The sequence below is a fragment of the Pseudomonas sp. PP3 genome (genome assembly GCF_905336995.1).
In the GTDB taxonomy this organism is placed as follows: Bacteria; Pseudomonadota; Gammaproteobacteria; order Pseudomonadales; family Pseudomonadaceae; genus Aquipseudomonas; species Aquipseudomonas reinekei.
Genome location: NZ_HG995459.1, coordinates 3,241,047 through 3,253,979 on the forward strand (window position 1 = coordinate 3,241,047; position 12,933 = coordinate 3,253,979).

General features: G+C 57.9%; 12 protein-coding genes and 1 pseudogene. 9 read left to right on the forward strand and 4 right to left on the reverse strand.

The window, feature by feature from the left end; genetic code table 11:
• Window position 1: 1 nt before the first annotated feature.
• From KHO07_RS14695 to KHO07_RS14715, 5 genes are all read left to right on the forward strand, one after another.
• Window positions 2-580, forward strand: a complete 579-nt coding sequence (locus KHO07_RS14695; RefSeq protein WP_212624686.1) for an adhesin — start codon at window positions 2-4, stop codon at window positions 578-580.
• Between the two features lie 63 nt (window positions 581-643).
• Window positions 644-1,696, forward strand: coding sequence for a heme utilization protein (locus tag KHO07_RS14700; RefSeq protein ID WP_212624687.1), 1,053 nt, complete (start codon window positions 644-646; stop codon window positions 1,694-1,696).
• 62 nt (window positions 1,697-1,758) lie between these two features.
• A complete protein-coding gene (locus KHO07_RS14705; RefSeq protein ID WP_212624688.1) occupies window positions 1,759-2,457 on the forward strand; it encodes a C39 family peptidase in 699 nt (232 codons plus the stop codon).
• Between the two features lie 25 nt (window positions 2,458-2,482).
• Complete coding sequence (locus KHO07_RS14710) at window positions 2,483-3,244, forward strand: hypothetical protein (protein ID WP_212624689.1); 762 nt, start codon at window positions 2,483-2,485, stop codon at window positions 3,242-3,244.
• A gap of 47 nt (window positions 3,245-3,291) precedes the next feature.
• Window positions 3,292-4,596: a hypothetical protein gene (locus KHO07_RS14715; protein ID WP_212624690.1), complete on the forward strand. Its 1,305-nt coding sequence runs from the start codon at window positions 3,292-3,294 to the stop codon at window positions 4,594-4,596.
• A 138-nt stretch (window positions 4,597-4,734) separates the two neighbouring features.
• Here the strand turns inward: KHO07_RS14715 and KHO07_RS14720 are convergent, their stop codons facing one another.
• Window positions 4,735-6,060, reverse strand: coding sequence for a sigma-54 dependent transcriptional regulator (locus tag KHO07_RS14720; RefSeq protein ID WP_150732820.1), 1,326 nt, complete (start codon window positions 6,058-6,060; stop codon window positions 4,735-4,737).
• A gap of 343 nt (window positions 6,061-6,403) precedes the next feature.
• Between KHO07_RS14720 and KHO07_RS14725 the strand changes: the two genes are divergently transcribed.
• From KHO07_RS14725 to KHO07_RS14735, 3 genes and pseudogenes are all read left to right on the forward strand, one after another.
• Entirely contained in the window at window positions 6,404-6,670 is a 267-nt protein-coding gene (locus KHO07_RS14725; RefSeq protein WP_150732819.1) for a hypothetical protein, read from the forward strand.
• 286 nt (window positions 6,671-6,956) lie between these two features.
• Window positions 6,957-8,246 (forward strand): hypothetical protein, encoded by a 1,290-nt coding sequence (locus KHO07_RS14730; protein ID WP_212624691.1) that lies wholly within the window; start codon window positions 6,957-6,959, stop codon window positions 8,244-8,246.
• Between the two features lie 105 nt (window positions 8,247-8,351).
• Window positions 8,352-8,967: pseudogene (locus KHO07_RS14735) on the forward strand (SLC13 family permease); the annotation flags it as partial.
• A gap of 53 nt (window positions 8,968-9,020) precedes the next feature.
• Here KHO07_RS14735 and KHO07_RS14740 read toward each other — a convergent pair.
• Genes KHO07_RS14740 through gnd form a run of 3 tightly spaced genes read right to left on the reverse strand, consistent with a single transcriptional unit; the run spans window position 9,021 to window position 12,339 of the window.
• The gene (locus KHO07_RS14740; protein WP_212624692.1) at window positions 9,021-9,842 is read right to left on the reverse strand and encodes an HAD family hydrolase; all 822 of its coding nucleotides are present in this window, start codon (window positions 9,840-9,842) and stop codon (window positions 9,021-9,023) included.
• The gene (gene zwf / locus KHO07_RS14745; RefSeq protein ID WP_212624693.1) at window positions 9,839-11,362 is read right to left on the reverse strand and encodes a glucose-6-phosphate dehydrogenase; all 1,524 of its coding nucleotides are present in this window, start codon (window positions 11,360-11,362) and stop codon (window positions 9,839-9,841) included. The genes KHO07_RS14740 and zwf overlap by 4 nt, the downstream gene beginning before the upstream one ends.
• Window positions 11,359-12,339 (reverse strand): phosphogluconate dehydrogenase (NAD(+)-dependent, decarboxylating), encoded by a 981-nt coding sequence (gene gnd, locus KHO07_RS14750; RefSeq protein ID WP_150732815.1) that lies wholly within the window; start codon window positions 12,337-12,339, stop codon window positions 11,359-11,361. Before gnd ends, zwf begins: the two co-directional genes overlap by 4 nt.
• Window positions 12,340-12,612: 273 nt before the next feature.
• Here gnd and KHO07_RS14755 point away from each other — a divergent pair, with 273 nt between their 5' ends.
• On the forward strand, window positions 12,613-12,789 hold the full coding sequence (locus tag KHO07_RS14755) for a DUF6026 family protein (protein WP_191635203.1): 177 nt from the start codon (window positions 12,613-12,615) through the stop codon (window positions 12,787-12,789).
• Window positions 12,790-12,933: the final 144 nt, after the last annotated feature.

Consider the following 12,933-nt stretch of genomic DNA (forward strand, 5'->3'; position numbering starts at 1 on the left):
CATGAATCGCAATCTCCTTCTCCTCGCACTGCTCGGCTGCGCCAGCGCCATTGCCGACTCCAGCGTGAAGTCTCTCAATAACGCAGACATTCAAGATTCCGGCACGCAATACAGAGGCAACTTCAACGTCAACCAGGCGGCCGGTGACCAACAGCAACAGACCAACGTTCGGGCCATCGCCATCGGCACAGAGGCCGGCGCGACCACCATCGTCAATCAACGACTCAATACCCCCGCCAATCCGTCGATGAACGCGACGGCCACGATCGGCGGCACCTCTTTCAGCAACGGCAACGGTGTACTGGGCGTCAACCAGAGCGCCGGGGCCAATAACCAGATGGCCAACGTCATGCGCATCAGCATCAGTGCTGCTCCGCAGGCGATTGACGATAGCGCCCTTTCTCAACAGAACGTGGCGTTGCTACCAAGCTCAGGAGCAACTGGCACCCCAACCGGCAGTCGCCAGGTCGTGACAAGCGACCAGGCCTTCACCGGCAGCCGAGGGGTGATTCAGGTGAACCAGAGTGCCGGGGTGGGAAACCGTATGGCTAACACCCTGAGCATCCGGGTCGCTGACTGACCCAAACGCAGTGCGATTAGAAAGTACCAACACTTAACCAACTAATAAGCACGGAGAAACACCATGAAACCTACAATGGCCTTAAAACCACTGGTTTTCGCTCTCGCAGCAGTGATGGCAATCGCAGCACAAGCAGGCGGCCGTGATGATGATCGCGGTCATGGCAATGGTCACGGCAACGGGCATGGCAATAACCAGCCTAAAGGCCCGACTCTGGAACAAATTCTGCAGATCACCGCCGGTGCCGGGGCCACCGTCATGGATCAACAAAGCAGCAGCGGCAACGCAGTTCTGAACCAGGGCACCACTAACCGTGCCACTGTCGAAAACTCGGCAAATGGCTCAAACGGCAACATGGGCCTCAACAACGCTGCTGGCGACGGCAACCAACAAGACAACGCCGCTGCCCTGGCTACTGCTGACGAAAGCTTCATCTTCGGCACCGCAGTGGCTGCTTCCAGCGCGACTCAACTGAACGGTGGCAACACCGTCGCCAACTACTCGAGCACTACTCGCGCAAGCCTCGACAACGTTGGTAATGGCGGTTCCGGCAACATGGGGGTCAACAACGCTGCCGGCAACTTCAACCAACAGAAAAACAACCTGGCCATCGCCGTATCGGGCGGCCGTGTAGCACAAGCGGCTGCTGCGGCTAACCAAAGCTCCACTGGCCTGACTGTTACCAACAACGCTGACCAGGCTTACTCGAAAGATACCCTCACAGGCACCTTTAACGCTGCCGGTGTATTCGTGGCAGCAGGCAAGGCAACAACCGAAGGCAACGGCGGTGGTCACGGTGGCCCACGCAACAATGATCGTGGCGGCAACGGTGGCGGCCATGGTGGCGGCCATGGTGGCGGCCATGGTGGCGGTCACGGTGGCAACGGCGACACCACGTCTGATTTCGTAGCCGTGGGTGTATTCGGTCTGGCTGGTGTAACCACTCAACAAGTGATGACTCCAAACGGATGGAAAAACCCTGTCACCAATACTGCTAATGTCAGTAACGTCGGCAACAACTTCTCCGGTAACTCAGGCGTAAACAACGCTTCCGGTGTTGGCAACCAACAAAGCAACTCGCTGTCCATCGCTGCTGGCTGCAGAGCCTGCCTGTAATCGCGATAGCAATGAAAGCCCCGGCAACGGGGCTTTTCCAACAGCCCCAAGGCGTATCGACCATGCGTAAGACTGCCCTCATCGCCTTCCTCTGCCTGTCTGGCCTATCTGGCCAGTGTGGCCTGACCCAGGCCGCTCAGATGTCAGTGGCCGCCCTTCCTGGCGGCACACTCATCTACAAGCAGGTACAGAGTCTGCGTGAGCGCAAGTTCAGCAACATTGTCGAACAGAAGACCGATTTCAGCTGCGGCGCCGCCGCACTGGCAACGATTTTGCGCCAGGCCTATTGGCTCGACGTCGATGAAGAGCACGTCATCAAAGGCATGCTGGTCAATGCAGACCAGGACCTGGTCCGCACCCAGGGTTTCTCCATGCTGGACATGAAGCGCTACATAGAAAGCATCGGCATGCGCGCCCGTGGCTACAAGATCCCACCGGAAAAGCTCGACGCAGTCACTATCCCGGTGGTGGTACTGACGGAAACTCGCGGCTACAAGCATTTCGTGGTGTTGCAGCGTGCAGACAAGGACTGGGTCTATATCGGCGACCCGGTACTCGGTCACAAGCGCTACACCCATGATGACTTTGTCAAAGGTTGGAACGGCATTGTCTTCGCTATCGTTGGTTCCGGTTACGAGAAAACCAATGCACTTCGTAGCCCTCCGGTACCCCTGACAGCCAAGAACAAGCTGGATAACTTCAACCCGGTCAAAGATGCTGAATTGATGGATTTTGGTTTCATACAGAGCGACTTCTTTTAATCGCCAACAAGAAGATTGGGGCAGGATGCTCCGGGAGCACCAAATGAAAACCTCATATTGGGTGGCTGCTGCCTGCCTGGTAGCAAGCACCTCAGGTTTTGCCAACGGATTCAAACCCATCGAGATAAAGGATCAGGAGCTGGCCGAGCTACGTGGTCGATACGTAATGCCCGGACGAATCATCAGCTTCGGTGTGGTCATGAGCAGTACCTGGCGCAACGCCAGTGGCGATCTGATCGGGGCGTCGACTTCGATGCAGATACAGGCCGCAACGGTCAAACCCCAATTCTATGTTTCAACCTACAGCCATAGCGGTAACGGTGGTCCTGCTGAACAGGGTAGCGGCAGCGTGGTGGGCGGCGCAGGCCTTGCCAGCACTCAGGGCATTAACCAGAGCGTGCGCGCCGCCGGCGATGGCAACAGCGCTTACAACAACATCGCCATTGATGTGAAAGAAGCCAGCCGTGCACCGGCACTGGTACCGACTCAAGGTCAGGCGCTGATGGCAGGCCAAACCATTACCGGTAGTAGCGCCGCAGGCAGCATTGCGGTTTCCGCAACTAACGGTGGCGTGCAAATGGCCATTCAGGCCAATAACAATCAAGGTTCGGCCATACAGCAAGTCGCCCAGGGCGGCCTGCTGCAAAACACCCGATTGCTGGGCAACAGCAACATGGTCAGCAACCTGACTCAGCTCAACGTGGTACTCAATAATAATGGCCCGACTGTCGGTGCTTTGGACTGCAACTTGAATCAACTTACCGCCCTTCGCTCCCTTGGATATTGAACTACGCTGACTCTCGACCATGGGCATTACAAGGGACGGCTTAATTCATGTATCGATCAGTATCACTGCGTGCAGTCGTGTGTTTGAGCACTCTGTTTCCGGCGGTGATGGTGCAGGCAGCACCTGACGCGGATGTAGAGCTTCTGAAACAGGAACTTCTGGAGTTGAAGCAACGATACGAAGTACAACAAAAAGCCCTGGCGGTACTCGAACAACGGGTCCGCCAGGTAGAAGAACAACCGGCATCCCCCGCCCCTAAACGCCTGGCCAAATCGCCGGCAGACATGAAAGGCAATTCGCAAGTCGCAGTCGGCACCGGTGCAGCCGCCGCATCAGGGGGCGCAGCCGGGGGCGGCAGTTCCTACGGGCAGTCGCTCGCAGACGATTCGCAACCGGCCCAAAGCGTTTCCAACCTCTATGACGAGGCCAGCGGATTCTTCGGCGGCGGCAAATTCAGTGTGGAAACCGGGTTGACCTACTCCCGGTACGACACCCGCCAGCTGATCCTTAACGGATTCCTTGCTCTGGACTCGATCTTTCTGGGCAACATCAACCTTGACCGGATCAAGTCGGATACCTGGACGTTTGACCTCACCGGCCGCTACAACTTCAACAACCGCTGGCAGTTCGATCTGAACGTGCCGGTGGTTTACCGCGAATCCACTTACCAGTCAGGCGGCGGCAATGGTGGCTCCGCAGGCGTGACAACCGAAGAAACCGTGACCCGTGATCCGGAGATCGGCGACGTCAACTTCGGTATCGCCTACAAGTTCCTCGACGAGTCGGTCAACACGCCCGATGCCGTGGTTACCTTGCGCGTCAAGGCGCCTACCGGCAAGGATCCGTTTGGCATCAAGTTGCGCCAGGTGGACGCCAACTCCAACCTGTTCGTACCTGATTCGCTGCCAACCGGCAACGGCGTCTGGTCGATCACGCCAGGTATCTCGCTGGTCAAGACCTACGACCCGGCCGTGCTGTTCGGTAGCCTGTCGTATACCCATAACTTCGAGGAGTCCTTCGACGACATCAGCTCGACGGTCGGCCAGGAAAACCCGGGCAAAGTGGACATCGGCGACAGCTTCCAGATCGGTGCCGGTATTGCATTCGCCCTGAACGAGAAGATGAGTATGTCGTTCTCGGTGTCTGATGTGGTGCAGCGCAAAAGTAAAATCAAACAGGATGGCGGGGATTGGGAGTCGGTTACGTCCAGCGACGCTAACGCCGGCTATTTCAACATCGGTATGACCATTGCGGCCACCGACAACCTGACCATCGTTCCGAACCTGTCTATCGGCATGACGGACGATGCCCCGGACTTCCAGTTCAGCCTGAAATTCCCGTACTACTTCTGATCCACAACCTAAAGCCTGGCCGCGATCCCGATCGCCGTCAGGCTTTTACGTTGTGCACCGTGCAGAACAAAAGATCGCCGCCGGCGGTAGCCCTTGTACGTTGAGCTGCCGACCGCGGCGATCTATTGATGCTGCTGTTCAGCGGATCTGATGTTTGTGCAGCAACCGGTAGAAGGTTGGCCGCGATACCCCCAGCACCCGCGCGGCGACACTCAGGTTGTCGCTATGGCGATTCAACACATCGCACAGCGCCTGGCGCTCGGCCCGGGTTTTGTAGTCTTCGAGCGTGCCCATTGGCGTGGCAATCGCCTGCTGGCTCATCAACCCCAAATCCCGTGCTTCGATCTGCCGTCCTTCGGCCAGCACCAATCCGCGCCGAACCCGGTTGGCCAGCTCTCGAACATTGCCCGGCCAGTCATGTTTGCCCATGGCAATCAACGCGTCTTCGCTGAAACTGCGAGGGCGGCGCCCGGTTTCATGGCTGTAGAAATGGGAAAAATGGTTAGCCAGCATCGACAGGTCGCCATGGCGTTCACGCAGCGGAGCTGTCACGACCTGTAGCACATTCAATCGGTAATACAGGTCTTCGCGAAAGCGTTTCTTCTCGATCGCCGCTTCGAGATCAACGTGGGTCGCCGCCAGAACCCGCACGTCGACGGGAATCGGCTGACTGCCACCCACCCGCTCGATGTGTTTTTCCTGGAGGAACCGCAACAAGTTGGCCTGCAGTTCCAATGGCAGGTCCCCGATTTCATCGAGGAACAGCGTCCCGCCATTGGCGGCTTCGATGCGCCCGACCTTGCGTTGGTGGGCCCCGGTAAAGGCACCTTTTTCGTGGCCGAACAGTTCGGACTGGATCAAGTGCTCGGGAATCGCCCCGCAGTTGATCGCTACAAAAGGTTTGCTGTGACGTTGGGATTGTCGATGCAGCGTGCGTGCGACCAACTCTTTGCCGGTTCCGCTTTCGCCCCGGATTAGCACCGGAGATTCGGTGGGCGCCAGTTTGCTCAGTAGTTTGCGCAGTTCACGTATGGGCTTGCTGTCGCCAAGCAGTTCATGTTCAGGCTGATCGATGTGGACCGTGCCTTGTCCGCGCAGGCGCGCCATGCCGAACGCCCGCCCCAGTGTGACCTGGACCCGGGACACGTCGAACGGCAAGGTATGGAAATCGAAAAACCACTCGCAGACAAAATCGCCAACGTTCTGCAATCGCAGGACTTCCTGGTTCAGAACGGCAATCCACTCGGTACCACTGCGGCTTATAAGTTCTTTGACGGCTTCCGGCCGCTCGAGGTGAAACGGCTGCAAGCGCAACAGCCCTACATCACAGGTTCGGTCCGTGGCGTTTTCCAGCGAACAGCTGTCAACATCCCACCCCACAGAGCGCAACCCCGGCAATAAACGATGACAGTCGTCGCAGGGGTCCACCACTAATAAACGTCGTAATGCAGGCGCTTCGCTCATGACTGTTCCTTGGCGCCAAATTTAAGAAATTTATTAAAAAACAGTCATTTGGCGGACCTGGCTGTAACATTAGCAAGAATTTGACGTAGCCTTGTACCGTTTGACTATAGGGTTGTTGCGTTATTAGTTATAAGAAACTACTTGCTTAGTTACCTAACGAACTCCAACCTTTCAATCAGCTTTCAAAACGCGACTTTGAATTGGACTTACGAAAGAAAGTTGAAATTTCTTTTGTTTGTGTGTGACCTGAACCCCGGTTGCGGGCATCAGTACAAGTAACCTGCCGAACGGTAAGCCCAACCGTCGGCACATCACTTGATTGGGCATACTGAGAGAACATTCTATGAACGCCCCGCTCCGTATCAACGAAGCTCTTTTGATTGCCGACCGCGCATTTAAACCTTTCAAGTGCGTGGCCTGGGCGCCACAGGACGGCAACGGCGAACTCAGCCTGACCGTTATCGACCGGACCAACACCAGTATAGGCCGCAAGCAGATTCCCAGCAGCGCCTACACCGATCCTGCGCAACTCGAACGTTTGCTTGAGCAGGCCCGAGCCGAGTTGAGCGAAGAAGGTTACACGCTGCAATCGTGGTCGATGCCACACTAATCGTTTTGCGGATTACTCATTGAGTAATCCGCGCCCTCTTCCCCCCTCGTTAGTTGCCTGGTTGAGCACAGCCATCAACACTTACGAGCCTTCTTTATTTGAACTTGAACACGCCTGAATTCTTTGCAGGCTGGCGTTTGGTTCGAAAAGACACTGTTGTGGCGCACAACGACCCTCCATCTGTAAGTTCTACCAGTTGTGCATCCAGCCATTCAGGGATTGAATGAACTCCCTAGACGGTCGCCACCCCAACCCGGATAAGGACGACTCGCAAGGAGATGCGTGCATGTCAATCCAGTCCGTTATAGCGCTCCCGACGCTCGCCCCTACGGCGGGGCACCTCGACACACGCTTTGCCGCACACGGCAGAGCTCAAGTGTATTTCGCCGACAGTCTTTCAAGCATGACCAACGGGGTCGCGATCGATTCCAGTGGCCGCTTGCTGGTCGCAGCGAAAGTCGGCATGGCGCACGGCAGCCGTTTTGGTCTGGCGCGCTTGCTGAAGGATGGCTCGGCGGATCTGGGCTTCGGCAATCAAGGCAGCGTCATCGGCCAGTTCGAGCCTGGCTTCGAGGCCATGGCTGGCAAGGTTCAGGTTCTGGCGGATGGCCGACTGTTAGTGGTTGGCCTGCATTACGAAAACGCCCATCGCTCGCTTCCGGCCCTGGCGATGTTCGACTCCCAGGGTCATCCCGTCCAGGAATTTGGCGACAATGGCCATTGCGTCGTTCGACTGCCGGGCAATCTGTCCCATGGCGTGCGCGATGCCTGGCTGCCGCCTGGCGTACCGGGTGCCGAAGCCTGCGATGTCAATGTCCAGGAGGATGGCCGGATTCTGCTGGTGGCCAATCACCATTTCGAACTGGCTGACCACGCCGGCATTCTGATACGACTCGAATCCAATGGCACGCTAGACAAATCGTTCAATGGCCGGGGTTTCGTGATCGTCAGGCATTTGCTGATGAACACCTGGCTCAGTACGCTGAAGTTACAGTCCGATGGTCGAATCATTGTCGGCGGCTCGATCAACTTTCCCGAGGAAGGGCTGCTGGCCCGCTATTACACCGATGGCAGTCTTGATGAAAGTTTTGCCGTAGATGGCTTCATGAGTTTCAAGACGCAGGAGCGCAGTGCCCAGATCAGCCAGATCGTCCAGCATCGCAACGGCGCTATTCACTGTTTTGGCAGCAGCCGCGACCCGATGCATTGCCTGGCCCTGAAAGTGCACAGCAATGGCCGCCCGGACATTCACTGCAACGGCGGCGTGCCGCAATTATTGGAAATCGGCCGCTGCGGCTGTCAATGGACTGCCGCCCACCTGAATCCCGATGGCAGTGTGCTGGCTGCCGGGGCCACGATTGGCGGTATCGAAGCCGACTTTATTGTGGCGCGATACAAGCCTGACGGGCAGCTCGATCCGCACTTTGGCGACCGCACTGGATGGGTCCGCACGCGTCTGGGCCGCAGCCTGGACATGGCCACGTCGATTGCGGTGCAGGACGATGGCAACATCGTTGTTGGCGGTTACTCATTGGATGGCAACTATCGGGCCGTTGTCGCACGGTATTTGGCGTAGTCCACAGGTCGTTTTCCTACACATGATCTTCTTCTCCGCTTACGACAATTTGCGCGCTTCTTTATACAAGGAGTAGCCGATGTCCGGTTCCATGGCTCAGGCTTTCTACTGATGTGCATGGTGGCCGGCATCTACTTCATGAAAGACCTGCTGCTGTTCCTGTTTTCGCGCTTGCTGCTCGGGGTTCGCTCCAAGGTCTTGCTGGCGTTGATGTTCTGTTTCCACTCCGCGTTTTTGTCGGCCTTTCTTGATGCGTTGACGGTGACCGCCGTGATCATCAGTGCCGGCGTGGGGTTTTACTCGGTGTATCACCGCGTCGCGTCGGGCAAGGATCCGCGTCAGGACAGCGAATACGGCAATGACCAGAATTTACCTACCCTTCATCATGGCGACCTGGAACAGTTCCGCGCATTCCTGCGCAGCCTGCTGATGCAAGCCGCAGTGGGTACGCCGCTGGTGGTGTTTGTACGCTGGTGGGTGAACCGCAAAACTGCTGATCAGCCAGTTGTCGGCCATCAGTGACAACGTGTTTGTCGCGACCATTTACATCACCGAAGTGAAGCAAGCGTTCATCTCCGGACACATGAGCCGCGAGCATTTCGAAACGCTGGCCATTGCGCCACTGATTCGGCTGTCCTACGGGCGGATGGTGTGGATGGCCTTTCCGTATACCGTGGTCATGGGTGTACTGGGCTGGTACGCCGTGAGCTACTGGCTGTAAGCACGAGGCAAATGTGGGAGCGAGCAGGCTCGCTCCCACTTTGTTTTGTGTTGTTATCGAGGAAGGATGTGACGTTCAATGGCCTGGGCCGCACCGTCTTCGGTATTGGCTCCAGTCACCACATCGGCCTGACGCCTCACCGCTTCCTCCGCCTGCCCCATGGCAATCGATAACCCGGCACGCTGAAACATCGCCGGATCGTTACCGCCATCGCCCATCGCGGCCGTCTGCTCCAGCGCTATACCGAGAAACTCGGCGAGGGTCGCCAGCGCTGCGCCCTTGTTGGCTTGCATCGCAGTCACGTCGAGAAATACCGGTTGGGAACGCGAAACCTGAGCCTGGCCCTCGACCATGGGTAGCAACCGGGCTTCCAGTTCAATTAACAACTCATGGTTGTTACTGGTGGCGACGATCTTGTCGATGCGCGTCAGATAAGGCTCGAAGCTCTCGACCACCACCGGCGGATACCCCAACCCGTGCTGTTCACGCGGCACCATGGGGCCATTCGGGTCTTTCAGCAGCCAGTCGCCGCCGCTGAACACCCACACCTCGATGCCCGGCTGATCGGCGAACAGCGCCAATGTCGTCAGCGCCGCTGTGGCAGGTAGATAATGTGCAACCAGCAGGCTGCCATCCGGATGAACGATGGTGCCGCCATTGAACGCCGCCGTGGGCAGATCGACGCCGAGGGCTTCAATCGTCTGCAGCATTGCTTTGGGTGGACGCCCCGTGGCCAAGCTGAACAGCACGCCGGCCTCGCGCAGTGCGCGGACGGCTTCGATGGTGCGCTGGCTGAGTGTGTGATCGGGCAGCAACAACGTGCCGTCCATGTCACTGAGCAAAAAGCGGATGGGTTGTTGCGTCGGTTGGCTCATCCCAGACCGTGCCAGACGCGGCCATCGCGAGTCAGCAGTTCTTCGGCGGATGACGGCCCATCTTCACCGGCGGCATAACTCTGGACCGTGGAGTCCTGCTGCCAGGCATCCAGGAACGGTTGCACCGCACGCCAGCCATTCTCGATGTTGTCGGCACGCTGGAACAAGGTCTGATCGCCGGTCAGGCAATCGTAGATAAGCGTTTCGTAACCGGTGGACGGCTGCATTTCGAAGAAGTCCTTGTAGGCGAAACCCAGCTCGATGTTGTCCATCTTCAGGGCCTGTCCCGGCCGTTTGGCCAGCAGGTCGAACCACATGCCTTCGTTGGGCTGGATCTGGATCCGCAGGTACGTCGGCGCCAGCTCATCGACTTCGGTGTCCCGGAACTGCGCATAGGGCGCCGGTTTGAAGCAAATGACGATCTCGGTGTCGCGCACGCTCATGCGTTTACCGGTGCGCAGGTAGAACGGCACGCCAACCCAGCGCCAGTTGTCGATCATGACCTTGAGGGCAACATAGGTCTCGGTAGTGCTGTCGGGCGCCACCCGGTCCTCATCGCGATAGCCCGGCAGCGCGATACCGTCGACTTCGCCGGCGGTGTACTGGCCGCGCACGGAATTGGCCCGGGCCTCCTCAACCGTCCACGGACGAATCGCACCCACCACCTTGGCCTTCTCGCCCCGGACCGCATCAGCGCCAAACGCGGCCGGCGGTTCCATGGCGACCATGGCCAGCAACTGGAACAAGTGATTGGGCACCATGTCACGCAAGGCGCCGGTGTGTTCGTAGAAACTGCCACGGGTTTCCACGCCGACGGTTTCGGCGGCGGTGATTTGCACGTGGTCGATGTAATGGTTGTTCCAGAACGCTTCGAACAGGCTGTTGGAAAAGCGGCTGACGAGAATGTTCTGTACGGTCTCTTTGCCCAGGTAATGATCGATGCGGTAGATCTGCTTTTCGCTCATGACCTTGAGCAAGCAGGCGTTCAGGGCTTCGGCGGTTTGCAGGTCGGAGCCGAACGGTTTTTCGATGACCACCCTTCTGAACGCTTCGGGGCTTTCTTCCAGAAGGCCGGAAGCGCCGAGGCGGCGAACGACTTCACTGAAGAAACGCGGCGCGGTCGCCAGGTAGAACACCGCATTGCCTGTGCCGCTGTCGGCGATTTTTGCCGCCAGCGCTTGATAGGTGCTGTCGTCCAGGAAGTCGCCCTGGACGTAGCTGATGTTGCTTGCGAGTTGCGCCCACAATTGCGGATCAAGAGACTGACTGCCCTTGCCGACCTTGTTGGCCACCTCGTTGCGGATAAAGTCCTCGAGCTTTTTTGCGAAGCCTTCATCGCTGATGGCGTTGTGGTCAACCCCGATGATCCGCAGTCCATCCCCGAGTAAACCGTCACGTTTGAGGTTATACAGCGCCGGCATCAGCAGACGCTTGACCAGATCACCGTGCGCGCCAAACAGAAACAGCGTGGTGGGTGGTGCGGGTTCAGTCTTGGATTTCCTGCGGATCGCATGGGTCATTTTTTCGAGGTCTCCACGTGGCCGCCGAAACCGAAGCGCTGCGCCGAAAGGACCTTGTCGCCAAAGGTGCCCTGCCCGCGCGAACGGTAGCGAGAGAACAGCGAGTTCGACAGCACCGGTACCGGCACCGCTTGCTCCATGGCCGCTTCGATGGTCCATTGACCTTCACCGCTGTCGGCTACGGAGCCAGAGAAGCCTTCGAGTTTTGGATCGCTGGCCAGCGCGTCTGCAGTCAGGTCGAGCAGCCAGGAGGACACCACGCTGCCGCGACGCCAGACTTCGGCGATGTCGGCGACGTTCAGGTCGAAACGCTGGTCTTGCGGCAGGCTCTCGCTGTTTTTGGTCTTGAGGATGTCGAAGCCCTCGGCGAAGGCCTGCATCATTCCGTACTCGATGCCGTTATGGATCATCTTGACGAAATGCCCGGCACCCGCAGGGCCGGCGTGGATGTAACCGCGCTCGGCACGGTCGTCATCGGACTTGCGATCCTTGGTGCGCGGGATATCGCCCATGCCCGGTGCCAGGCTTTCGAACAACGGATCGAGACGCTTAACGGTTTCGGTATCGCCGCCGATCATCATGCAGTAGCCACGCTCGAGGCCCCAGACGCCGCCGGAAGTACCGACGTCGATGTAGTGCAGGCCTTTTTCGGCGAGGGCTTTCGCCCGGCGAATATCGTCCTTATAGAAGGTGTTGCCGCCGTCGATGATGGTATCGCCGGCTTCGAGCAAGGTGCTCAGGGTGTCGATGGTGTCTTCGGTCGGTGCGCCGGCCGGCAACATGACCCACACCGCGCGCGGTTTGGCCAGGCCAGCAACCAGGGCCGGCAGATCGGCTACGCCGGTGGCACCCTCTTCGGCCAGGGTTTCGACAAAAGCGGTATTGCGGTCGTACACAACGGTGGTATGTCCGTTGAGCATCAGGCGCCGCGAAATATTACCGCCCATGCGGCCCAGTCCAATAATCCCGAGTTGCATGTGCTGATGCTCCCTACTACAAATAAATGTGTGTCAAAGGTTATAGCCCAACGCGACTCATTCGGTTTAGTCCAGCGAGGAGGCGTGAAGTTTCCGGGCATTGTGCCCGATCCTGATTGATAACGTCGGGAATCATGCCGAAGACACACCGACCATGAAAAATAAAAAAGTTCCCTTCACGGGCAAAAGAAATCAAAATTGGCGCCGATAGTAGATCAGCCGCTGATTTCAGGCGGGACCTACAGTTGAGACACGCCATTTGCGAGGTGAGCAATGGGCACAGTACATACCGCACTGCCAGTACAAACCCTCTACGTCACAATTCGTCGCGATGAATTGCGTCAGTTGAAAGACGAGCACGAGCAAATGAAGCAGGAGCTGGCGCAATTGCGCTTGCTGATCCAGGGGCAACAACCCTTACCTGTAACGCAACGCGCCCCACACGCCTGATCCCTCGCTGCATCGGAAGCAGCACTGCCCTGCTTCCGACACGTCATAGCCCTTCGCCAGCCCTGGCAACTCACAAACTTTTCACATCCCCTTGTTGATACTCGCGTTCATTGTGGCCGCTCGGTATGCGCGCGCCGCCCGTTC